Below are 22,326 nucleotides of genomic sequence, written 5' to 3' on the forward strand. Positions count from 1 at the left end.
ACATTTCTGTAAAGGCTTTTGATTTAAATAAGCTCCTCTTCTTAGGCTCGAACTAAGGACCCTCTGATTAACAGTCAGATGCTCTAACCAACTGAGCTAAAGAGGAAGGTTATTTTTTTCGCGTTTGCGAGTGCAAATATATAACGCATTTTCGTTTCCACAAAACATTTTCGATATTTTTTTAAAAAAAATTTCAAAATTTAGTTTGTGACCGCTTTAAAGATGTCATTACCATTGGCAAACAACACTAAAGCGATTAAAATAAAGAACCCTACCATTTGTGCACGTTCTAAAAACTTTTCGCTTGGCTTACGTCCTGAAATCATTTCATATAATAAAAACACCACATGGCCGCCATCTAAAGCCGGAATAGGCAATAGGTTTAAAATGGCTAACATAATTGATAAAAAGGCGGTAAGACCCCAAAAGTAAGGCCAGCTCCATGCACTTGGAAATTGATCGTAAATGGCCTTAAAACCTCCTAAGCCTTTGTAGGCTCCGGTACTCGGATTAAAGATCGCCGCTAACTGATCAAAATAGTTGGTAATGGTTTTTGTAAACTTACGTCCTCCGGCAGAAAAACTTTCTCCAAAAGAATATTGCTTACGTGTAACTTCTAAATAACCCAATTCATCAAAACGACTAAAATTGTTAGTCCAAGGACGAATTCCAAATTTACCTTCTTCATCGAGTGCCAATTCTTCTTTAACAACACTATTATCTGGTTTTAAAACTTCAACAGAAACGGTTTCATTTTTTAAATCCTTCGTAAAGTTTTCAACCTGATCAAAATATTTAATTTCGGTACCATTAATACTTGTAATGATATCACCCATTTTTAAATCTTTCTTGGCATTTAAAGACGAATCTGCAACTTCACCCACCATAAAAGGCACACGATACTCAAAATTAAGCTTACTCTTACTTGCTGAGTATTGCCCTAAAAAGTCTTCAGGTAAGGTCATCACCTTCTGTTCTCCGTTACGTTCTATAGTAATGGTTTCTGCACTAATAAGATTAAACCCAATATCAGAATCATTAACAACCGGCGTATCATTAATACTTAAGATTTTATCTCCGGTTTTAAAACCAATCTCTAATAAGGTTGGGTTATCAATCCAGTATCCATCTTTTAGACTGTCTACTTTTACATCAGAATCGCCATAAGCAAATGAAACGGCAACATAAATAACATAAGCAAGGATAAAATTCACAGTAACCCCTCCTAACATTATAATAAGACGTTGCCAAGCCGGCTTAGAGCGGAACTCCCACGGTTGTGGTGGTAAGGCCATTTGCTCCTTATCCATGCTCTCATCAATCATCCCTGCAATTTTAACATAACCTCCTAAAGGCAACCATCCGATACCGTAAACCGTATCGCCGATTTTCTTCTTGAAAAGTGAAAATTTCACATCAAAAAAGAGGTAAAATTTTTCAACCTTAGTTTTAAAAAGTTTTGCTGGCACAAAGTGTCCTAACTCGTGCAATACAATTAGTAAAGATAAACTCAGTAAAAATTGAGATATTTTTATAATAAAGTCCATGTATTATTTTTCAAATTTCGATTTGCAAAAGTAAGGATTTTATATGACATGCGAAGGGACAGCGCCCAAGACAATCGATTAAAATTCAGCCTGCTTTATTTTTTTACAATTCTTTTGTTAATGATTTGGGTTTCCGTTTCAAACTGTATAAACAATAGCCCAGGAGCAATCCCTGAAATATCTATTTCTGAAGTCCAATCTTGAACCTGCAATAACTGCCCCAATTGGTTATAAATTGAAATTTGATGCACCACTACCCCATTTGGTTTTTGTACATACACTTCAGAACTTGAAGGGTTAGGATATAGCGTTATCTCAGTGTTTCGTATAAAATCTTCAGTTCCTAAGGTTACACTATTCTGTTTAGAAATTAAATGATAATCTGGATCAAACAGCAATTCTGAAATTTCAAAATCTACAGTTTCAATAAAAGTTTCATTATTACTTTGATGGTTTAATACAAGGTCTAAAATTTCCCCGCCTTCGCCCAAAACTCTAATCGGTACTTTAGCTTCAAAGAAATCTACAGAGCTATCACTTTGGGTTTGACCTAAGGTTACGGATAAGGCATTTCCATTTTGATTCCAATTAACTTGATAGCTCGGATACCCTTCATTATAAATCCAATCCTGAAAAAAACCGTCTAAGTCTTGCCCTGTTGAAGTTTCCATCACGGCCATAAAATCTTCTGTTTTGGCATAATCAAACGCTAAATCTGGTGCCACTAAATAATCTTGTAAACCTTGATAAAACGCAACATCCCCCAAATGTCTACGCAGTTGGTGCAAGACCATAGCCCCTTTGTTATAACTTAAGCGACTACTAAAAATTCGGCTTATACTTAAGGTATCTTGGTCCGTTAAATAAACCGCACCATTGGGTTGCGAGGTAATACTATTAATGGTTTGTTGTCTCCAGGTTTTAAAACTAGCGTCACCATCAAGGTCTTCAATAACGAGTCCGGATAAATAAGTTGCAAAGCCTTCATTTAACCAAATATCTTTCCAACTACCACAGGTAATTTTATTCCCAAACCATTGATGCGCTAATTCATGCGCAATAAGTCCTCGACTAAACGATCCCATAAAAGAAACGGTAGTATGCTCCATACCACCGCCCCAGCCAAATTGGGCATGGCCATATTTTTCATCCGCAAAAGGATAAGGTTCAAAACGCTCCGTAAAAAAATTCATAATATCTACCGTTACCGCAGTACTTGCTTGCGCACTGGCTAAGTTTTCGGGATACACATAATTAACAATGTCGAAAGGCGCTCCTCCATTGGCCACTTCATGGGCGTACACCTCATAGTTGGTCACCGCCAAGGCAATTAAATACGCCGGAATAGGATGACGATGCTTAAAATGCGTCACTTTTTCAGCGCCTATCAAAGTCTGACTTTGCTCTAAACCATTAGACACCGCAATATAACTTTCATTAGAAGGGTTATAGGCCGGAGTGGTAATATGAACATCTATTGAATCTATCTTATCGATTAAATCTTGCTTACAAGGCCACCATCCTTTAGCACCATAAGGCTCGGAAAGCGTCCAAATAATAGGATCGCCGTTATGGGTGGTTTGCTCAAAAGAATCAAAACCAGAACTAATAGGATCTCCCGCATAACTCACCGTTAAAGAATCTAACACGCCTTGGCTTTGTACAATGGGTAGCGTAATAACCAACTCGTCATTAGAATTTTGAGTATAGCTCAACGCGACACCGTGTTGTTCAACCTGAGACACCAACATATTATCCGCCAAATCAAAGGTAATTTCCGTCATATCTTCTTTAGCCTCAAAATACGTGGTAATGGCCCCAGAAATAGAAGCCTCTGAAGGATCTACATTTAGTTCTAAACGATGGTATTTTACATCGTAATTCCCCGTGTTGGCATTTTGAGAACTCATCATTTGTTGCATGGCAGATTTGGCTTCAGAAGCACGTACCTCTTCTAAGGTTTTCTGAAAATCTTGCGCAGCAATTTGTAGGGTTAACAAACCGAGAACGGCGCTTATAAATGGTTTCATAACAGCAGTTTTTAATGTTAAAAATAAGGTTTTTCTTGAGATACCATTGTATTTTTGTACTTCATACCTCTTAATACCCATAGCATGTCATTTCTTTCCTTTTTTAAAGATTATAAAAAGTTTGGTATCTTTTTTTCTATACTATCGCTTCTTATTCTCGCAATTATCTACAATATTTTAAATGTAAAACAACACCTTCCTATTTATCAACCCGGAATGGTGAGCGAGGAATTAGTAGACAGCAGCATTCAGCATCAGTTAAAATACCATACTATTGCAGATTTTAGTTTAACCAATCAAAATGGAGAAACCATTACCCAAGACAATTATAAAGATAAAATCTATGTGGCCGATTTTTTCTTCACCACCTGCCCTACCATTTGCCCTATTATGACCAAGAATATGGTTAGAGTACAAAGCGCTATCAGCGATTATGACGATGTAATGTTACTCTCACACTCCGTAACACCAAAGATTGATAGTGTGGCGCAGCTTAAAAAATACGCGTTAGAAAAAGGCGTTGACGATAAAAAATGGAATCTTGTTACAGGAGATAAGAAGCAAATTTATGAACTGGCAAGAAAAAGTTACTTAGCAGTAAAGACCGATGGTAATGGTGATGAATACGATATGATTCATACAGAGAACTTTATGCTTATTGATAAAAAACGTCAAATTAGAGGCTTTTACGACGGTACAAATCCTGAAGATATAGACCGTCTTTTAGAAGATATTGAAACGCTGCGCTATTTTGAGTCCTCTTAGAAAACAATAAAGCCGTTAAATATTCCCTATCACGCTTCTTACACTAACAAAATTCTCTTATTTTTGCTTCTTTAAAACTATTCTAAATAAGCCAAGGTTGACATTAGCAGAATTAAAACGCGGACAACAAGCCATCATCACTGATGTGTCTTCTATTCATATTCCTTTAAAACTCCTAGAAATGGGCTGTTTGCCAGGTAATTCGGTAGAACTTGTGCAGGTGGCACCATTTGCAGATCCGATGTACCTTAACATCAATGGCTCTCACTTAGCTATTAGAAAAGAAACCGCTATTCATATTATAATTGAAACCGTGCATGAGTAAGCAAATTAACGTCGCTTTAATAGGAAACCCTAATACTGGAAAAACCTCTGTTTTTAATGCCTTAACGGGTTTAAACCAAAAGGTTGGAAATTACCCAGGTATTACGGTTGAAAAAAAGGAAGGTATTTGCAAACTGCCTCGCGGCGTCAAAGCCCATATCATTGATTTACCAGGAACGTACAGTCTAAATGCATCGTCCTTAGATGAAAATGTGGTGATTGAATTGCTTCTTAACAAAAATGGTAAAGACTATCCCGATTTAGCTGTGGTGGTCAGTGATGTAGAAAACCTTAAACGGAATCTTTTACTATTTACACAAATTAAGGATTTAGAAATTCCAACCATTTTAGTGATAAACATGTCAGACCGTATGGCCTATAAAGGCATCACCCTAGACATTGCTTACCTAGAAAAAGAACTTAAAACTAAAATTGCCTTAATTAGCACCCGAAAAAATAAAGGGATCTCAGAATTAAAAGAACTGCTTACCCATTACAAGGAAATTTCGGCAGAGCCTTGTTTAAATGCTTCTGAAATTGATACTTCTTATTTCAATAACTTAAGAAAAGCCTTTCCTAACCAATTACTATACAAACTTTGGTTGGTGATTACCCAAGATGTTAACTTCGGAAAAACAGACCGAAAGACCTATGATGCTGTTGAAGATTTTAAAACCAAATCTAAAGCCGACTTAAAGCGTTTACAGCAAAAGGAAACCATTAAGCGGTATCAATTTATAAACGAAACCTTAAAAAAAGGGCAAACCATCGACCTTAAATCGGCAAAGGATTTAAGAATTAAATTAGATCGAATTTTAACGCATAAAGTTTGGGGTTATTTAATTTTTGCCGTTATCCTCCTGACCATTTTCCAAGCCATTTACGATTGGTCTAGTGTTCCTATGGATTTCATTGATAGCTCATTTGCTGCCTTAAGCGAATGGGTAAAAGTGACTCTCCCAGAAGGCGCCTTTACCAACCTACTCGCAGAAGGAATTATATCGGGCCTTGGCGGTATCGTTATTTTTATTCCACAAATTGCATTCTTGTTTTTATTCATCTCTATCCTTGAAGAAAGTGGATATATGAGTCGCGTGGTCTTCTTAATGGACCGTATAATGCGACGTTTTGGATTAAGCGGAAAAAGTGTTGTGCCTTTAATCTCGGGGACGGCTTGTGCGATTCCTGCTATTATGGCCACTCGTAACATTGAAAGCTGGAAAGAACGTTTAATTACCATATTGGTAACACCGTTCACCACCTGTTCGGCAAGACTTCCTGTATATTTAATAATCATTGCCTTAGTGATTCCTGAAGGTCGTGTTTTAGGACTAAGCTATCAAGCTTTAACCTTAATGCTACTCTACCTTATTGGTTTTGGTGCCGCAGTAGGTTCAGCTTGGATCCTTCATAAAATTATGGGCCAAAAGAGTAAAAGTTTCTTTGTGGTAGAAATGCCTAATTATAAACTTCCTTTACTGAAGAACGTAGCCTTAACCGTTTTAGAAAAAACAAAAGCCTTTGTCTTTGGTGCCGGTAAAATTATCTTAGCCATTTCTATTGTCCTTTGGTTTTTAGCATCTTATGGTCCCGGTGATAATTTTAATAATGCCGAAAGTATTGTTACTGAAAAATACGCCTCTCAGAACTTAAGTGAAGACGAACTCAACCAAAAAATAGAATCTCAAAAACTAGAACATTCTTATATAGGTATTGCGGGTCATGCTATAGAACCTGCCATTAGACCTTTGGGTTACGATTGGAAAATTGGTATTGCTATTGTTAGCTCTTTTGCTGCTCGTGAAGTCTTTGTGGGAACCCTAGCCACGATCTATAGTGTAGGGAGCGATGAAGAAGAAACCATTAAAAACCGTATGGCCGGAGAGGTTAATCCTATATTAGGTGGGCCCTTGTTTAATTTTGCTTCCGGAATCTCCCTATTGTTGTTTTACGCCTTTGCAATGCAATGTATGAGTACCCTAGCCATTGTTAAAAAAGAGACCAATTCTTGGAAATGGCCGCTCTATCAATTAGTTATTATGAGTGGTTTTGCGTATCTTGTAGCTTTAGTGGCTTACCAAGTCTTAATTTAAAGACAAGGGCTTACAACAGAATTTAAGTCCTTTGCCTTAAACGTTATTAAAAAGTCTTCTATGAACACTATTATTCAAAATATCCTCGTTTATATCGCCGTAGGCGCAGCGGTACTATTTCTTGTTAAGAAGTATGTATTACCGATGAAGAAAAAATCGACAAAAGTTTGTGGTGGTGACGATGGCTGTGGCTGTCATTAAAACCTCACCTCATAAGTTTACAAGTTAGAGCCGGCAAAGTCATAGCCATGCTTTAACCACTTCAGAAAAACAATCTTTTATTGCGAAAAATTCAGAACTAATCCTAAAGCTTATTCTATTGGCTACTTCTAAATAGAGCCACATGTTTCAGGTTGAAATTTGATGTATCACCGCGTAGAAATATAACACATCTATTTAAATAGAAGCACAACAACATCTCGGCTCTACTCCGTAGTTTTTATCACACTAACCCACGAAACACTTTAAAAAGTGCAGCATAGCGCTATAATTGAGACAATTAAATGCTTATTTCTCAATAAAATTTTCTGGAACTTTAAATGTCTCTTCATCGAGCGTTACAAACTTTACATTGCTTAAGGTTGCATCACCGATAACTTTACCAATACCTCCGGCTTTCGTCCACTCATAAAACTCCCATTGGTGTGCGACTGGTACCCCATCGATAGTTTTGTAATCTGAATAGCCAATGGCATGCGGATCAGACTCAGCAGCTTCTTTAGATTTATTAACCGTTACAATATACCCTACATAATCAATCATATGGGTTTTAGGGTCGCTATAAACGACGTACCAATCATCTGGAGCATCTCCTGTATTGGCTTCGAACGTTAGTGTTTGAGCATTATAGGTTTTATCTTGAAGTTTTAAAGATTCTACATCCGACCAAATAGTTCCATCATCACTTAATTTATTCGGAAATAATAAAAAGTACATCCAAGTATAAGCATCAAAACGCACGGCTTTCTCATTGACTAAATCTGGAGAGTGAAACACCTTATCATCTTGATAATAAATAAATGTTCCATCGTTTAAGGCTATTTTTCCCTGTGTAGAATTGGTTAAATAGGTCATCGTTGCATTTAAACGTTCCTGACCTCCAAAATTGATTACAATATCAGTCTGAATTGCCGCTTTAGACAAAAATTCATCTTTATTATAGGCTTTCTCTATGGTTTCAATAGGAGAAGCAGGTTCTTGCTCTATAATTAACTCCGGCGTTTCCTCTACAACAGGAGACTTATTCTCATTTTTACAACTTGAAAAACAAGTGAGTAGCAACATGCAGTAAAAACTAGATTTCAAAATATGTGACATGGAATACGGATTTATAGGTTAAGAATGTTTTCAAAAATAGAACGTCATAGCAACACCAAGTGCGCTGGGCGACTAAATTAATACAATTTTAACTTTTAAAGCCTAAAAATGAGTGGTATTAGCCCTCAATTTTCTTTAAATATAAATTTTTAGCCACACTATAAGAGACTACAATTTCAGCATGTTCTAAAGCTAATTTCACAGAATGATCAAAAGGTTCTTTGTGCAATACCTTCATAATCGTGCCTAGAGCAATCTTATTACTATCTAAATATTTTAAGAACTTAGAAGACGTATCATCAACCCCAATACATTTGTAAGTGGCCCCAACTTCGGCTTTAGCCAAAACAATTTTTTCTAAAGGTTTAAAATTTCCTTCTTTATCTGGAATAGGATCGCCATGCGGATCGTAAGTCGGAAACTCTAAAAAGGCATCCAATTCGTCCACCAACTTATCTGACTTAATATGCTCTAAATGCTCGGCGACTTCATGCACCTCATCCCATGAAAAATTTAATTTCTCCACTAAAAAGACTTCCCATAAGCGGTGTTTTCTAATAATATTAACAGCGACACGCCTACCGTCTTCCGTTAAAGTTACACCTTGATATTTTTTATAATCGGCATAATTCTTTTCCGATAATTTTTTAATCATATCGGTTACAGAAGAAGCTTTGGTCTGCATCACCTCAGCAATAGCGTTGGTATTCACGGTTTTTTCACCATTAGTACTTAAATGATAAATGGTCTTTATATAGTTTTCTTCTGTAAGTGTGATCATAAACTGAAATGTGAATTACAAATATAAAGAACTTATCTTTCTTAAAATATTTTTAGACAACTCTAAAAATAATTTTATATTTGAGCAAAAATAAATCAAGATGAAGCTAATTAATTATGTTATTTTTCTTTTAATTTCCTCAGCAACAGCTCAAACCACGTATAAAATTCAAGGAAAAGTATTTTCAGAAGGCGCACCACTCCCTTATGCGAATATTTATATTGAAAATAGCATTAAAGGCAGCACCACTAATTCAGAGGGTGTATTTACGCTTCAAGACTTACAACCCGGCACCTATACCATTGCAGCATCATTTACAGGATTTAAACTTCAAAAAAAAACCATCACCATTCAAAATAAAGACCAAAACCTTGTTTTTAATCTTATTGAAAGTGATGCGTTAGACGAGGTTATTGTCACCGGAACGCTTAAAGCCGTATCTCGCTTAGAAAGCGCCGTGCCCGTAGAGGTTTATAGCACTACCTTTTTAAAGAAAAACCCAACGCCTAATATTTTTGAAGCGCTTCAGAATGTTAACGGCGTACGTCCCCAATTAAATTGTAATGTCTGTAATACTGGAGATATTCATATTAATGGATTAGAAGGTCCTTACACTTTAGTACTCATTGATGGGATGCCCATTGTTAGTGGACTTTCTACCGTTTATGGTTTATCCGGAATTCCCAATTCTCTTATTGAACAAATTGAAATTGTAAAAGGTCCGGCCTCCTCTTTATACGGCAGTGAAGCGGTTGGAGGCTTAATCAATATCATTACCAAACACCCGGATAACGTCCCGCATTTTTTTGCCGATACGTTCCTAACCGGTTGGGGCGAGCTTAATCTTGACGCCGGATTTAAAGCAAAGGTGGGCGAAAAGGCTAGTGTTTTAGTCGGCACCAACTACTTTAGGTTTAACGAACGTATTGATAATAACAATGATAATTTTACAGATCTTACGCTGCAAGACCGCATTTCTGTATTCCAAAAATGGGATTTTAAACGCGCTCATAATCGAAAATTCTCCGTTGCCGGACGCTATTTTTATGAAGACCGTTGGGGTGGCGAATTACAATGGAATAAAAACTTTAGAGGTGGCGACGCAGTTTATGGTGAAAGCATCTACACCTCGCGTTTTGAGCTATTAGGAAACTACCAATTACCATTAAGTGAAAAGGTTAACTTCCAATTCTCCTATTCGGACCACGACCAAAATTCAGTCTACGGAAACACACCCTACATCGCACAGCAGCGCATTGGTTTCGGGCAATTTATTTGGGATAAAACCCTTTCTAATCACGATTTATTAGTTGGTGCCGCCCTGCGTTACAACTATTACAATGATAATACCACAGCCACCACAATAGCCGATGAAACAACCATACCTTCGGTGTTTGTTCAAGATGAAATTACCCTTAATTCTAAGCAAAGTTTACTCTTAGGCACCCGATTAGATTACGACAGTAGGCACGGTACAATTTTTACCCCAAGACTCGCCTATAAATTTAAACCCACTGATACCGATATTATTAGATTAAATGCAGGAACAGGTTTTAGAGTTGTAAACCTTTTTACCGAAGAACATGCGGCATTAACTGGCGCTAGAGATGTAGTGATTGAAGAAACACTAAATCCGGAAAAGTCTTATAACCTTACCTTAAACTATTTAAAGAAACTCTACCTTAAAAACGGCATGTACTTCACCTTTGACACCTCAGCCTGGTACACACATTTTACCAATGCTATTATTCCAGATTACGATAGCAATCCGAACCTCATCATCTACGACAACCTCGACGGTTACTCCACCTCAAAAGGTTTTAGTTTTAATGTAGACGCCGTTTTTGCAAGTGGCATTAAAGCGTCTATTGGCGGAACCTATCAAGATGTTTCACAAACCGAAAATGACATTACCACAAGACAAATACTAACGGAACGCTTCTCTGGGGTTTGGTCCTTCAGTTACAAACATTACCCCACCCATCTAACCTTAGATTATACCGGAAGCCTTTATGGCCCAATGCGATTACCTTTGTTAAGCGACCTAGACCCAAGGCAAGACTATTCGCCAACGTGGAGTATTCAGAATATACAACTGACCTTCGATGGCTTAAACAATTTAGAACTTTATGGCGGTGTAAAAAACCTATTAAACTGGACCCCAAACAAAGGTAATCCTTTTATTATTGCTAGAGCTGACGATCCTTTTGATGAAAATGTAGATTTTGATGCTAATGGCGATGTTATTGCCACCGCAGATAATCCTTATGCCCTAACCTTTGACCCCTCTTATGTCTATGGTCCTAATCAAGGAATTCGATTATTTTTTGGAATGCGATATCACTTCAATTAATCATTCATTTTTAGTACCTTCGTAATAAATATTTAGATTTATGAAAAAAATGATTTTCCTATGTGCTATCACGCTCATTTTTACGGCTTGCGCAGATAAGACTAAAGACGACGGAAAACTAAATATCGTTACCACAACCACTATGGTTACCGATTTGGTACAACATATTGGTGGTGATTTAATCCATGTAAATGGCCTTATGGGTGCTGGTGTAGATCCCCACCTTTACAAAGCCAGCGAAGGCGATGTGTCTAAATTGGTTAATGCAGATATCATTTTCTATAACGGATTACACCTTGAAGGGAAATTGGTAGAAGTGCTTGAAAAAATGGAAAGCGTTAATAAAACCACTATTGCCTTATCTGACGCCTTAGATAAGAACGCTTTAATTGGTTCTGAATATTTTGCTTCTAACTACGATCCGCACGTGTGGTTCGACATTGAGTTTTTTAAACGTTTTGCAAATAAAACTGCGACCGTATTATCAGAAAAAGATCCTGATAACGCCGCGCAGTACGAAGCCAATAAAGTGGCATACGTCCAAGACTTAGACCAACTTCAAACCAAGATAAAAGCAACGATAGCCACACTTGCTGAAGACAAAAGGATCTTAGTTACCGCTCATGATGCCTTTAATTACTTCGGAAAAGCCTACGGTTTTAACGTTGTAGGTTTACAGGGAATTTCTACCGCTACCGAAGCTGGCGTTCAAGATGTACAAAAATTAGCTACTTTTATTATAGACAAACAGATTAAAGCTATCTTTATTGAAAGTTCTGTACCCAAGCGAACAATTGAAGCCCTACAAGCTTCTGTAAATTCAAAGGGACACCATGTAGAAATTGGTGGCACGCTATATTCTGATGCCCTTGGAAATGCCGGTACTACAGAAGGAACTTATATTGGAATGTTTGAATACAATGTGAATACAATTGTTAATGCCCTTAAATAATGGATAAAATAGCCGTAAAAGTTGACGATCTTACTGTAGCCTACAATTACAAGCCGGTCCTTTGGGATATTGATTTAGAAATTCCTGAAGGCGTTCTTATGGCCATTGTTGGCCCAAATGGTGCCGGGAAATCAACCTTAATAAAATCTATATTAGGCATTTTAAAACCTATTGCTGGTAGTGTGTCCTTTTATGGTAAACCCTATAGCAAACAACGTCAATTGGTGGCTTATGTTCCCCAAAAGGGAAGTGTAGATTGGGATTTTCCAACCACAGCCTTAGATGTCGTGATGATGGGAACCTACGGAAGTCTGGGCTGGATAAAGCGTCCGGGGCAGAAAGAAAAAAAATCAGCCTTAGAAGCTTTAGAAAAAGTCGGGATGTTAGCCTTTAAAAACCGACAAATTAGCCAGCTCTCAGGAGGACAACAGCAACGGATCTTTTTAGCACGCGCCTTAGTTCAAAATGCTTCCATCTATTTTATGGATGAACCATTTCAAGGTGTAGATGCAACGACAGAAGTTGCCATTATCAATATTTTAAAAGAATTAAGACGGGCCAATAAAACGGTTATTGTTGTTCACCATGACCTACAAACGGTTCCCGAATATTTTGATTGGGTAACGTTTTTAAACGTAAAAAAAATTGCCACAGGTCCTGTTAAAGATATTTTTAATGATGATAACTTAACAAAAACCTACGGCATTAATTATAAAGTTAGTATTCAAGAATAATCTCTAAAACTACCAAGACTATCAGATTTTAAAATATGGCGATCCGAAAAAAAATGAACAAACAAATACCATAACGCTACATAAGCGCTTCAATTTTACCATACGCATTGGACATTACAACATACATAGAATTAGTATTTTCAGACTACACCCTTAGAACCATTACGCTAGGAACAGCAATTTTAGGTGCCATCACCGGAATGCTAGGAAGTTTTGCCGTCCTTAGAAAGCAAAGTTTATTAGGAGATGCCATATCGCATGCAGCCTTACCTGGTATTGCTATCGCCTTTTTAATAACCGGAGCAAAAGACAGTAATACTCTATTAATAGGTGCTTTGGTTAGTGGACTTGTAGGGACATTTTGGATTAAGAACATCGTCACCAAAACCCACCTGAAATCGGATACCGCCCTAGGCCTCATCCTATCAGTGTTTTTTGGATTTGGAATGCTCCTTCTTACGTTTATTCAGAAGCAACCTAATGCCAACCAAGCCGGCTTAGACAAATACCTCTTTGGGCAAGCGGCTACCTTAGTAGAAAGTGATGTTTGGATGATGGCTATTATTACAGGAGTTTGCCTTTTAGTGATGCTGACGTTTTGGAAAGAATTTAAAATACTCCTCTTTGATGCCGATTATACCAAAACATTAGGGTTTAACACCCGAATTATAGATATTCTCATTACCGTTTTCATTGTATTAGCCATTGTTTTAGGCTTGCAAACTGTAGGCGTTGTTTTAATGAGCGCTATGCTATTAGCTCCTGCTGCCGCTGCGAGACAATGGACCAATAGTTTATCTAAAATGGTTGTTTTAGCCGCTGTATTTGGCGCCTTCTCTGGTGTTTTTGGAACCGCCATTAGTGCCAGTCAGAATAATCTATCTACAGGTCCCGTGATTGTACTTGTCGCTAGTGTGTTTGTAGCCTTCTCCTTTATCTTTTCTCCCAGTCGAGGCTTATTATTTAAACAAATTAGAGTTATAAAAAACAGACGGGATTTAGAATTGCATAAAACCTTAGCTTTTATGTACCACATTGCAGAAACTCATGAAAATATTTCACACCCACACACGGTAAAGCTGCTTAACAATTTTCAAGGTTACACAAAAAGCACCCTTCAGAAATTGGTAGATAAAGACTACGTAAAACTTAATGGAAATATGTGGAGCCTAACCCCAACAGGGTTTGAAACCGCAGCCAATTTATATACTAAACAGAGCACAAACGATGAATAGCGCCCAATTAGAAATACAGCTCATAGCTAGTTTAGTCGCCATTGCCTGCGCCATCCCTGGAACATTTTTAGTGTTACGGAAAATGGCTATGATTAGCGATGCCATTAGTCATGCTATATTGCCTGGTATTGTGGTTGGCTTTTTTATTACGCAAGATTTAAATTCACCCTTACTTATTCTACTGGCTGCCTTAACCGGAATAATCACGGTAGTCTTAGTGGAGTACATTCAAAAAACAGGCTTAGTAAAAGAAGATACCGCCATTGGCTTAGTCTTCCCTGCGTTATTTAGTATTGGGGTGATTCTTATTGCTAAAAATGCCAATGACGTACACCTCGATGTGGATGCCGTTTTGTTAGGCGAACTGGCTTTTGCACCTTTTGACCGGCTTTTATTTAATGGCATTGATATAGGCCCTAAATCACTTTGGGTAGTTGGCCTTATTTTATTAGTTACGCTGTCTTTGTTAATCCTATTTTTTAAAGAGTTAAAATTAAGCACGTTTGATGAAGGTTTATCGGCCTCACTTGGGTTTTCGCCTGCCATTATCCACTACGGACTCATGTCTGTATCTTCAGTAACCACCGTAGGCGCTTTTGATGCTGTCGGGGCTATTTTAGTGGTAGCGCTTATGATTGCCCCAGCAGCTTCAGCTTATTTACTGACTACAGATTTAAAAAAGATGCTCGGTTTAGCCATCAGTTTTGGTGTGTTTAGTGCCGTTTTTGGCTATTGGGTCGCCCATTGGTTAGATGCCTCAATTGCAGGATCTATAACCACAGTTCTTGGACTTGTGTTTTTACTAGTGTATTTATTTGCTCCTACCAAAGGAATAATTGCCGTGATGTACCGAGAAAGACAACAGCAAATTGAAGTCTCTTTATTGACCTTTCTGCTGCATTTAAAAAATCATGACGAACTTGAAGAGCGCCACGTTAACCACCTTTACGAACATATTAATTGGCAGAAGGTGCGTGCCAAAAGCGTTTTAGATTTAGCACAAAAAAACAATATGATCAGTCTGGATAAAAATATCGTGTCTTTAACTGAAAAAGGAGATCAATTTACCTCTAAAGCCATTGATTATATCATGACTAATGAAGATGCCCAAATTGAAGATATGAAGGCCGATTTCTTTTTATTCCGAGGCTAATCGTATACAATTATTGAAAGTATAATCCTTATAAAGCGACTGAGCTTCATATTTAAATTCTTATGACAGTACTCAACTATATTACCGGAAAGAACGGCCTAATTATTCTAGGCTTTATTGTACTATGCGTTTACATTTATAATAAATACCGCACACAACGTTACTTTAAGCATATAGAGAAACGACAAAAAGAAAAAGACAACAAGGCCTAAACAATCAGGCCCTGTAGCGCTTATTTAAAACCGCGTTCTTTCTGAATGTGCTCATAAGACTCTTGTACTTGTCTAAATTTAGCTTCTGCACCTTCACGGTGTTCTTCACCTAAATGCCCCACACGGTCGGGATGGTATTTTTTTGCCATAGCACGATAAGCTTTTTTAACCTCAGCATCAGAGACCGACTTATCAATTTCAAGAATTTTATAGGCATTATCGCTACTGTTATAAAACATCGCTTTTATACTTTGATAGTCGCGGTTGCTTATCCCTAAATAGCCTGAAATTGTAAAAATCTGTTGCAATTCATCTTCAGTTACCAAGCCATCCGCTTTTGCTATTCCAAATAAGAAATGAAGCAATTGTAAACGCGAGGCATGATCCATCATTTGTTTTATCTGTAAACACACCTGACGGGTTGAAATCTCTTGCTTATTAATACGCTTAAACAATTCAAAAGCCTTATTAGCTCTATCCTTACCATACATATTAGCAAATTGTTGACGTACAAAATCGAGCTCACGTTGGTCTTGCACACCATCAGCCTTAATTACTACAGAGGCTAAGATTAACAGACTTACTTCAAAATCTCCAGATTGTGTTCTTGGCTGTTGCCTTGTTCCTGTAGAACGATAAGGATCACTTTGCCTACCCGTTTGACGATCGCCAAGTAAAGGCGCACTTTTATCGGCAATATTATCAACAAAACTCCCTAAGGCTAATCCTATAATGGCACCTATTGGACCTCCAAACGACCATCCAATTGCACCACCAATCCATTTTGCAAAACTCATATATTCTCTTTAATTTTTTAAGGCTGTAAATATACCACGAACCTATTAAAACGTTTGGTCTTTAAGTGAAAATTAGGATTTCAGAGACCACAAAATTTAGCTTTAAAAGGTATTCGTCTAACAATTACAACAGATTATTAGTAGAAGACATTTAGAACTTGTTACGAAACAGACTTGAAATTATATGTTTGTTGAATTTAAAATTAAGATTTCAAAAAAACTAGAACGACCTTTTACGTTCACCTATTACAATTCCCTTGAGCAAGCCGGTATCTGCTGAAGGGTTTGTTTTACTTTTAGATAGTGAAGTTATCCTTAAGCGATAGTGTTCTACAATAGCACTATTTAATCTGCCTACCAAAGACTGTGGGCTGCCTATTAATTTTACTTATCTTTGCATTTCAATTGAGATTAATTAAAATTAAAAAATATGTATCCAGCAGAATTAGTAAAACCAATGCGTGAGGATTTAACCAACGTCGGTTTTGAAGAATTACACACTACAGAAGCTGTAGATAACGCGATTGCAAAAGAAGGAACAACCTTAGTGGTGGTAAATTCGGTTTGTGGTTGTGCCGCTGCCAATGCTAGACCTGGCGCTCGTATGAGTATTCAGAATGAAAAAAGACCGTCTCATTTAGTGACTGTTTTTGCTGGTGTAGACAAAGAGGCTACCAATAAAGCAAGAGAATACATGATTCCTTTCCCTCCTAGCTCGCCATGTATGGCTTTGTTTAAGGATGGCGAATTGGTACACATGTTAGAGCGTCACCATATTGAAGGGCGTCCTGCAGAATTAATCGCAGAAAACCTTAAAGATGCTTATAACGAGCACTGCTCTTAAGCACTAGCTTTTACAAGACTTAAAAACCACGATAATATCGTGGTTTTTTTATTTTAAGACCGTCTTACGTTCTATCTTAGTAAAAACGTTTTTATGCAGTTTCGTTATCTCATTTTTCTCTGGCTTGCACTTCTCTTGGTCACGGCTTGTACTGACAACGACCACGATGATGATATAAACTGCACATCGCTATTACAAGATTTAGTGGAGCAAAAAGCTTTTATAGAAAGCTATGCCAGCAGCGCTATTTGTAGCGATGAATTTGAATGTCGTTATCTCCCCTTTGGGTCAAAACCTTGTGGTGGCCCTTGGTCTTACTTAATCTACACCACATCTATAGACACGTTGGAATTAGAGAATCTAGTCAACACTTACAATGCTAAAGAGGCTGAATACAACTTAAACTGTGGGGCTATATCCGATTGTTCTGTGGCTATACCGCCCATAGGCTTTAACTGCGAAGACCAAGAGTGTATTCCTATTTTTTAGTACCTGCAACATTAAGAATTTGATTATTTTTGTTTCAATAAATTGAATACTGTGCGAAAATTATTAGCCTATCCGCTTTCTGTTATATTTTATTTATGCTTCGGTTTAACCTTGGTCATATTCCACCCCATACAATGGTTAAGTTATAACCTATTTGGGTATGAAGCCTTAAAAAAAACAGTAGACGCCTTACAGTTTTTTATAATGCGATGCCTTAATCTCTTAGGCACAAGAATTTCGTTTTACAACCCTTACGAGATTAGCACCGAGCGCCCTATAATTATTGTATCTAACCACCAAAGCATGTTTGATATCTCTCCAATCATGTGGTATTTACGAAAACATCACGTTAAATTTGTCTCTAAAAAAGAATTAGGAAAAGGCATTCCTAGTGTCTCATATAACTTAAGACATGGCGGCTCTGTATTAATAGACCGAAAAAATGCCCGACAGTCTTTATCCGCAATGATGACCTTTGGGACATATATAGAAAACACCAAACGTGCCGCTGTTATTTTTCCTGAAGGCACACGAAGTAAGGACGGTAAACCCAAGCCATTTAAGACCAAAGGGCTAGAAATGCTCCTTAAAAAAGTCCCTTCTGCACTTATCGTTCCGGTCACCGTTAACAACTCTTGGAAAATGCTACGCTATGGTAATTTTCCTATGGGCATAGGAAATCATATGACTTTTACCGTTCATAAGCCCCTAGAAATTGTTAACTTTACAGATAAGTCCGAATTAATTCAGCAAGTTGAAAACACAATTGTTGAAGCCATTGAACTATAATCATCTAAAAAATTACTAAAGATGTCATTAAAAAACGTAAGATTAGAGGTCATGAAACATCTTGAAAAAGATGTCGATTCTCTTATAGAAAAATATTTAATTCCTGTTGAAAAAATCTGGCAACCCACAGATTTCTTGCCCGATTCTACAAAAGATACCTTTTTTGAAGAGGTCAGAGAAATTAGAGAACTTTCTAAAGAGCTTCCTTATGATTTCTGGGTGGTTTTAGTTGGTGATATGATTACTGAAGAAGCTCTTCCAACTTACGAATCTTGGTTAATGGATGTTGAAGGTGTAGACCAGGTAGAGAATAATGGTTGGTCCACTTGGATTCGTCATTGGACAGGAGAAGAGAACCGACATGGTGATGTTTTAAATAAATTTTTATACTTATCTGGACGTGTAAATATGCGCGAAGTTGAAAAAACTACGCAATATTTAATTAACGACGGATTTGATATTGGAACAGGTAGAGATCCGTACAAAAACTTTGTATACACAAGTTTCCAAGAGTTAGCCACTTATATTTCTCACAACCGTGTGGCTAAGATTGCCAAACAAAAAGGCAACAAACAACTGGCTAAAATGTGTAAAATTATCTCTGGAGATGAGATGCGTCACCACCACGCCTACTCTGAATTTGTAGAGCGTATTTTTGCCGTTGATCCAAGCCAAATGATGATGGCGTTTTACGATATGATGAAGCGTAAAATTGCGATGCCGGCCCATTTCTTAAGAGAATCTGGCGAGAGTATTGGTACTGCTTTTGAAGAATTTTCTAATACAGCACAACGTATTGGTGTGTATACGTCTAATGATTACGTAGACATCTTACAGAAACTTTTAGACCGTTGGGAAATTGATAAAATTACCGGACTTACAGATGAAGCTGAAAAAGCCCGCGATTACCTTATGAAATTACCACCACGTATGTATCGTTTATCAGAACGTATGAAAATCCCAGAAAACTCGTATCAATTTAAGTGGGTAGATCCTGCATAAGCATCACGGATGAGTACAGACAAGGCACTTATTGAAGCCACGATTAATTTTGTAAAAACCGAATTAAAACATGCCGAAGGTGGCCACGATTGGTTTCATATAGAGCGTGTTTATAAGAACAGTTTGCTCATTGCCCAACATGAAGCGGTTAACCTCACGACAGTAGCTTTGGCTGCTTTACTTCATGATATTGCAGATCCTAAATTTCATAATGGCGATGAAACCTTAGGCGCAACGGTGGCACGTACCTTTCTAAAAACACAAAACGTTGATGAAGCTACTATTGTGCATGTGACGAATATTATAGATCACATGTCTTTTAAAAATTCTTTTGATACGAACAAGAACGCCTTTAGTTCTAAAGAAATGGAAGTTGTACAAGATGCCGATCGCTTAGATGCCATTGGCGCCATAGGGATAGCCCGTTGTTTTAATTATGGTGGATTTAAAAACAGAGCGCTTTACAATCCTGAAATTGAACCTAACCTTAATATGAGTAAATCTGAATATAAAAATTCTGATGCTCCAACCCTGAATCATTTTTACGAAAAACTACTGTTGCTTAAGGACCAAATGAATACCAAAACAGGGCAACAAATTGCCTTAGAACGCCACCAGTATATGGAAAGCTTTTTAAATCAGTTTTTGGCAGAATGGGAAGGTAAAAAATAAAAAAGTGCGATTTTGACATTTCAAAATCGCACTTTTTGTTTAACTCTCTCGCGCTACTTCTAAGGCGGTTAATTTATATTCTATTTTCGCCATCTCTTCGCCATAATGTATGACTTCATCTGCAGTGAGATTTTGACTAGAATTAACAGCGGCCAAAATAGCCTCGCCTTGCTTTGTATAATACGCTATTGCGTTTTCAATTTTATCATCCATAGCAATGCTGTCTTTCTACTGTACCATTAACTTCAGTTCTCCTCGATATTTAGAGGCACTTTTACCTGTGAATTCTTTAAAGAGTTTATTGAAATGCGAAAAGTTATTAAATCCACATTCAAAACTTATATCAGCAATACTCATTTGACTTTCAGATAAGAGTTTTGTAGCATGTACCACACGGTATTCATTAACTAACTTAGTAAATGTTTTCCCGGTAACCTTTTTAAAGTAACGACAAAAGGCCGGCACCGTCATACTTACTTTATCCGCAATCTCATCTAAACTGATATGCTCTTTAAAATTCTGGTTTACATGCTTAAAGATAATATCAATCTTAGCGCTATCTTGAGGTTCTGTTTCAAAAGCAAAACCATCTGCATTTAATATGGTATAATCCTCAGATTTTGCCAATCCATGTAATACCTCTAAAAGGATCAGTATTCGTTTAAAACCGGTTTTTTCATTGAGTCTTTCAATTTTCTTACCGAGTTTTAATTTGGTCTTTACACCAAATAAGATGCCTTTCTTAGAAAGTTCAAACAACTTATTAATCGCTTCCATTTCAGGAATATCAAAGAAATGATCACCTAAAAATTCAGGTCTAAACTGCACTAGTGTTTCAGAACCATTAATGGTTAAACGGTCTGTAAACCCATTATGAGGCAAATTAGAACCTATTAATAATAACTGGCTATTATTAAAATAAGACAGGTGATTACCAATATGGCGTTTTCCTTGTCCTTTATTAACGTATACCAATTCAATCTCTGGGTGAAAGTGCCAATAGGGCTTCACCTCTTTTTTATACGCATCTATTTGATGCTTTCGTACCAAAATAGAGCTACCAAATTCTGGACTTATTTTCTCTAACGTAGGCTTTCTTGTATTCATAGTCTAATAATTACGGCAAAGTTAAATCTATTCAAAATGAAAACCTATAGAAGATTACCAATAATATATACATAATTATCCTAATATCTCATTTATAACCCCTATTAGGTTAATTATGTATATAAACATGCCAAAATCCTTGTTTTCCATAACCTAAACCCACTCTATCTTTGTCATGTTGAAACATCTTAACTAAATGTTTAAAAGCTAGTTATAACTCAAAACATCATTTTAAGATTCAGCTTAACCCTAAAAAAGGAACATTATGAAAACATTATTCAAAAACATTTTAGTATTAGCAGTGATGTTAGGAACATTCACGAGCTACGCCAACACAACATTAGAGGCCGTACCAAGTTTTAATGATGTGAAAAAAGGAAATTCAATTACCGTAACCGATGCTGAAGGTGCTGTTGTATTTAGCGGATTGGTCAATTTTGATGGGGACATTAATACCTTATACGATTTCTCTCAGCTTCATGATGGGGTCTATGTTATAGAAATAAACAAGGCTTTTGAAATTGAAGTTAATACTGTTGAGATTAAAGACCACGAGATTAACTTTATTGACCAAAAAAGTGAAAAGATTTTTAAGCCGGTATTTAGAATTGAAAACGACCGTGTGATCATTTCAAAATTAGCTTTAAATACTAATGAAATGGAAGTGCAGCTGTATTTTGGAAACGAATTAATATATAATGAAACCGTTAATGGCAATGACATTATAAATAGAGTTTACAAACTTGATAAAACTATTAAGGGCGACTATACCGCTGTGGTAAAATCTAACGACCGTCAATACGTAAAAACCTTCCAACTATAGAGATTGTTGTTTATAAATAAGTTTATATTGCTGAAAGTGGGCTCCTAAGAGCTCACTTTTTTTATACGCCTATTTGGCGCTACAGGATTCAAGATCGCGGAATTTCCGAAGCCTGTGATTAGATGTTTCTATATTGTATAATCAGAAATCAGTACTAAACTTCCTCTCCTAGTCCTTATTATAAGCGTCCTTATAATATAGTCGCTATTTAACAGCTATTCACCACGTTTGGCATCCCCTATATATTAAAGACGTCGTTCAGGTTTTATTACATCCTTATAAATACAATAGATCTATAAAGAATAAA

At 36.9% G+C, this 22,326-nt stretch carries 23 protein-coding genes and 1 tRNA gene; 16 read left to right on the plus strand and 8 right to left on the minus strand.

Going from position 1 to position 22,326, the window contains the following annotated elements; genetic code table 11:
* Window positions 1–32 precede the first annotated feature (32 nt).
* From ACFQ13_RS13275 to ACFQ13_RS13285, 3 genes are all read right to left on the minus strand, one after another.
* Window positions 33–106 (minus strand) — tRNA-Asn (locus ACFQ13_RS13275).
* A 94-nt stretch (window positions 107–200) separates the two neighbouring features.
* Window positions 201–1,547, minus strand: coding sequence for an RIP metalloprotease RseP (rseP, locus tag ACFQ13_RS13280; protein WP_386118123.1), 1,347 nt, complete (start codon window positions 1,545–1,547; stop codon window positions 201–203).
* A gap of 95 nt (window positions 1,548–1,642) precedes the next feature.
* A complete protein-coding gene (locus ACFQ13_RS13285; protein ID WP_386118126.1) occupies window positions 1,643–3,577 on the minus strand; it encodes a M1 family aminopeptidase in 1,935 nt (644 codons plus the stop codon).
* Window positions 3,578–3,661: 84 nt separating this feature from the next.
* Between ACFQ13_RS13285 and ACFQ13_RS13290 the strand changes: the two genes are divergently transcribed.
* From ACFQ13_RS13290 to ACFQ13_RS13305, 4 genes are all read left to right on the plus strand, one after another.
* Complete coding sequence (locus ACFQ13_RS13290) at window positions 3,662–4,342, plus strand: SCO family protein (RefSeq protein WP_386118129.1); 681 nt, start codon at window positions 3,662–3,664, stop codon at window positions 4,340–4,342.
* Between the two features lie 97 nt (window positions 4,343–4,439).
* The gene (locus ACFQ13_RS13295) at window positions 4,440–4,667 is read left to right on the plus strand and encodes a FeoA family protein (RefSeq protein WP_181858342.1); all 228 of its coding nucleotides are present in this window, start codon (window positions 4,440–4,442) and stop codon (window positions 4,665–4,667) included.
* Window positions 4,660–6,759 carry a ferrous iron transport protein B gene (feoB, locus tag ACFQ13_RS13300; protein ID WP_386118132.1) on the plus strand — a complete coding sequence of 700 codons (2,100 nt, stop codon included), beginning with the start codon at window positions 4,660–4,662 and terminating at the stop codon, window positions 6,757–6,759. Before ACFQ13_RS13295 ends, feoB begins: the two co-directional genes overlap by 8 nt.
* Window positions 6,760–6,819: 60 nt before the next feature.
* Window positions 6,820–6,960 (plus strand): FeoB-associated Cys-rich membrane protein, encoded by a 141-nt coding sequence (locus tag ACFQ13_RS13305; RefSeq protein WP_386118135.1) that lies wholly within the window; start codon window positions 6,820–6,822, stop codon window positions 6,958–6,960.
* 306 nt (window positions 6,961–7,266) lie between these two features.
* Here the strand turns inward: ACFQ13_RS13305 and ACFQ13_RS13310 are convergent, their stop codons facing one another.
* Window positions 7,267–8,076, minus strand: coding sequence for a DUF6503 family protein (locus tag ACFQ13_RS13310; RefSeq protein WP_386118137.1), 810 nt, complete (start codon window positions 8,074–8,076; stop codon window positions 7,267–7,269).
* A gap of 118 nt (window positions 8,077–8,194) precedes the next feature.
* Complete coding sequence (locus tag ACFQ13_RS13315; protein ID WP_386118140.1) at window positions 8,195–8,857, minus strand: metal-dependent transcriptional regulator; 663 nt, start codon at window positions 8,855–8,857, stop codon at window positions 8,195–8,197.
* Between the two features lie 100 nt (window positions 8,858–8,957).
* Here ACFQ13_RS13315 and ACFQ13_RS13320 point away from each other — a divergent pair, with 100 nt between their 5' ends.
* The 6 genes from ACFQ13_RS13320 (at window position 8,958) to ACFQ13_RS13345 (ending at window position 15,496) form a co-directional block, all read left to right on the plus strand.
* A complete protein-coding gene (locus ACFQ13_RS13320) occupies window positions 8,958–11,210 on the plus strand; it encodes a TonB-dependent receptor (protein WP_386118143.1) in 2,253 nt (750 codons plus the stop codon).
* A gap of 40 nt (window positions 11,211–11,250) precedes the next feature.
* Window positions 11,251–12,162 (plus strand): metal ABC transporter solute-binding protein, Zn/Mn family, encoded by a 912-nt coding sequence (locus tag ACFQ13_RS13325; RefSeq protein WP_386118146.1) that lies wholly within the window; start codon window positions 11,251–11,253, stop codon window positions 12,160–12,162.
* Window positions 12,162–12,896: a metal ABC transporter ATP-binding protein gene (locus ACFQ13_RS13330; RefSeq protein ID WP_386118149.1), complete on the plus strand. Its 735-nt coding sequence runs from the start codon at window positions 12,162–12,164 to the stop codon at window positions 12,894–12,896. Before ACFQ13_RS13325 ends, ACFQ13_RS13330 begins: the two co-directional genes overlap by 1 nt.
* Before the next feature lie 107 nt (window positions 12,897–13,003).
* Window positions 13,004–14,131: a metal ABC transporter permease gene (locus tag ACFQ13_RS13335; RefSeq protein ID WP_114307982.1), complete on the plus strand. Its 1,128-nt coding sequence runs from the start codon at window positions 13,004–13,006 to the stop codon at window positions 14,129–14,131.
* Window positions 14,124–15,284: a metal ABC transporter permease gene (locus tag ACFQ13_RS13340; protein WP_386118153.1), complete on the plus strand. Its 1,161-nt coding sequence runs from the start codon at window positions 14,124–14,126 to the stop codon at window positions 15,282–15,284. Before ACFQ13_RS13335 ends, ACFQ13_RS13340 begins: the two co-directional genes overlap by 8 nt.
* Window positions 15,285–15,346: 62 nt before the next feature.
* Entirely contained in the window at window positions 15,347–15,496 is a 150-nt protein-coding gene (locus ACFQ13_RS13345; RefSeq protein ID WP_386118154.1) for a hypothetical protein, read from the plus strand.
* Window positions 15,497–15,516: 20 nt separating this feature from the next.
* Here ACFQ13_RS13345 and ACFQ13_RS13350 read toward each other — a convergent pair whose 3' ends face one another.
* Window positions 15,517–16,293, minus strand: a complete 777-nt coding sequence (locus ACFQ13_RS13350) for a TerB family tellurite resistance protein (protein ID WP_114307984.1) — start codon at window positions 16,291–16,293, stop codon at window positions 15,517–15,519.
* A 430-nt stretch (window positions 16,294–16,723) separates the two neighbouring features.
* On the opposite strand from ACFQ13_RS13350, the gene ACFQ13_RS13355 reads away from it, so the two are divergent.
* From ACFQ13_RS13355 to ACFQ13_RS13375, 5 genes are all read left to right on the plus strand, one after another.
* Window positions 16,724–17,137 carry a BrxA/BrxB family bacilliredoxin gene (locus ACFQ13_RS13355; protein WP_114307986.1) on the plus strand — a complete coding sequence of 138 codons (414 nt, stop codon included), beginning with the start codon at window positions 16,724–16,726 and terminating at the stop codon, window positions 17,135–17,137.
* Window positions 17,138–17,230: 93 nt separating this feature from the next.
* Window positions 17,231–17,626, plus strand: coding sequence for a hypothetical protein (locus ACFQ13_RS13360; RefSeq protein ID WP_386118157.1), 396 nt, complete (start codon window positions 17,231–17,233; stop codon window positions 17,624–17,626).
* Between the two features lie 51 nt (window positions 17,627–17,677).
* Window positions 17,678–18,415, plus strand: coding sequence for a lysophospholipid acyltransferase family protein (locus ACFQ13_RS13365; RefSeq protein ID WP_386118160.1), 738 nt, complete (start codon window positions 17,678–17,680; stop codon window positions 18,413–18,415).
* Between the two features lie 21 nt (window positions 18,416–18,436).
* Window positions 18,437–19,417 (plus strand): acyl-ACP desaturase, encoded by a 981-nt coding sequence (locus tag ACFQ13_RS13370; protein WP_114307988.1) that lies wholly within the window; start codon window positions 18,437–18,439, stop codon window positions 19,415–19,417.
* A 9-nt stretch (window positions 19,418–19,426) separates the two neighbouring features.
* Window positions 19,427–20,089 carry an HD domain-containing protein gene (locus tag ACFQ13_RS13375; RefSeq protein WP_386118162.1) on the plus strand — a complete coding sequence of 221 codons (663 nt, stop codon included), beginning with the start codon at window positions 19,427–19,429 and terminating at the stop codon, window positions 20,087–20,089.
* A 39-nt stretch (window positions 20,090–20,128) separates the two neighbouring features.
* On the opposite strand, the gene ACFQ13_RS13380 is transcribed toward ACFQ13_RS13375, so the two are convergent.
* Together ACFQ13_RS13380 and ACFQ13_RS13385 are read right to left on the minus strand one after the other, a co-directional pair.
* Window positions 20,129–20,302, minus strand: coding sequence for a hypothetical protein (locus tag ACFQ13_RS13380; protein WP_386118165.1), 174 nt, complete (start codon window positions 20,300–20,302; stop codon window positions 20,129–20,131).
* A 15-nt stretch (window positions 20,303–20,317) separates the two neighbouring features.
* On the minus strand, window positions 20,318–21,196 hold the full coding sequence (locus tag ACFQ13_RS13385) for an AraC family transcriptional regulator (RefSeq protein WP_114307990.1): 879 nt from the start codon (window positions 21,194–21,196) through the stop codon (window positions 20,318–20,320).
* Between the two features lie 265 nt (window positions 21,197–21,461).
* Between ACFQ13_RS13385 and ACFQ13_RS13390 the strand changes: the two genes are divergently transcribed.
* Window positions 21,462–22,019 carry a hypothetical protein gene (locus ACFQ13_RS13390; protein WP_386118168.1) on the plus strand — a complete coding sequence of 186 codons (558 nt, stop codon included), beginning with the start codon at window positions 21,462–21,464 and terminating at the stop codon, window positions 22,017–22,019.
* Window positions 22,020–22,326 lie beyond the last annotated feature (307 nt).

The organism is Winogradskyella rapida, assembly GCF_042675845.1.
GTDB classification, from domain to species: domain Bacteria; phylum Bacteroidota; class Bacteroidia; order Flavobacteriales; family Flavobacteriaceae; genus Winogradskyella; species Winogradskyella rapida.

Excerpts from the sequence above, each read along its gene's own strand:
- rseP (WP_386118123.1), bottom strand. The coding sequence starts at position 1,547 with ATGGACTTTATTATAAAAATATCTCAATTTTTACTGAGTTTATCTTTA.
- ACFQ13_RS13285 (WP_386118126.1), bottom strand. The coding sequence starts at position 3,577 with ATGAAACCATTTATAAGCGCCGTTCTCGGTTTGTTAACCCTACAAATT.
- ACFQ13_RS13290 (WP_386118129.1), top strand. The coding sequence starts at position 3,662 with ATGTCATTTCTTTCCTTTTTTAAAGATTATAAAAAGTTTGGTATCTTT.
- feoB (WP_386118132.1), top strand. The coding sequence starts at position 4,660 with ATGAGTAAGCAAATTAACGTCGCTTTAATAGGAAACCCTAATACTGGA.
- ACFQ13_RS13305 (WP_386118135.1), top strand. The coding sequence starts at position 6,820 with ATGAACACTATTATTCAAAATATCCTCGTTTATATCGCCGTAGGCGCA.
- ACFQ13_RS13310 (WP_386118137.1), bottom strand. The coding sequence starts at position 8,076 with ATGTCACATATTTTGAAATCTAGTTTTTACTGCATGTTGCTACTCACT.
- ACFQ13_RS13315 (WP_386118140.1), bottom strand. The coding sequence starts at position 8,857 with ATGATCACACTTACAGAAGAAAACTATATAAAGACCATTTATCATTTA.
- ACFQ13_RS13320 (WP_386118143.1), top strand. The coding sequence starts at position 8,958 with ATGAAGCTAATTAATTATGTTATTTTTCTTTTAATTTCCTCAGCAACA.
- ACFQ13_RS13325 (WP_386118146.1), top strand. The coding sequence starts at position 11,251 with ATGAAAAAAATGATTTTCCTATGTGCTATCACGCTCATTTTTACGGCT.
- ACFQ13_RS13330 (WP_386118149.1), top strand. The coding sequence starts at position 12,162 with ATGGATAAAATAGCCGTAAAAGTTGACGATCTTACTGTAGCCTACAAT.
- ACFQ13_RS13340 (WP_386118153.1), top strand. The coding sequence starts at position 14,124 with ATGAATAGCGCCCAATTAGAAATACAGCTCATAGCTAGTTTAGTCGCC.
- ACFQ13_RS13345 (WP_386118154.1), top strand. The coding sequence starts at position 15,347 with ATGACAGTACTCAACTATATTACCGGAAAGAACGGCCTAATTATTCTA.
- ACFQ13_RS13350 (WP_114307984.1), bottom strand. The coding sequence starts at position 16,293 with ATGAGTTTTGCAAAATGGATTGGTGGTGCAATTGGATGGTCGTTTGGA.
- ACFQ13_RS13355 (WP_114307986.1), top strand. The coding sequence starts at position 16,724 with ATGTATCCAGCAGAATTAGTAAAACCAATGCGTGAGGATTTAACCAAC.
- ACFQ13_RS13360 (WP_386118157.1), top strand. The coding sequence starts at position 17,231 with ATGCAGTTTCGTTATCTCATTTTTCTCTGGCTTGCACTTCTCTTGGTC.
- ACFQ13_RS13370 (WP_114307988.1), top strand. The coding sequence starts at position 18,437 with ATGTCATTAAAAAACGTAAGATTAGAGGTCATGAAACATCTTGAAAAA.
- ACFQ13_RS13375 (WP_386118162.1), top strand. The coding sequence starts at position 19,427 with ATGAGTACAGACAAGGCACTTATTGAAGCCACGATTAATTTTGTAAAA.
- ACFQ13_RS13380 (WP_386118165.1), bottom strand. The coding sequence starts at position 20,302 with ATGGATGATAAAATTGAAAACGCAATAGCGTATTATACAAAGCAAGGC.
- ACFQ13_RS13385 (WP_114307990.1), bottom strand. The coding sequence starts at position 21,196 with ATGAATACAAGAAAGCCTACGTTAGAGAAAATAAGTCCAGAATTTGGT.
- ACFQ13_RS13390 (WP_386118168.1), top strand. The coding sequence starts at position 21,462 with ATGAAAACATTATTCAAAAACATTTTAGTATTAGCAGTGATGTTAGGA.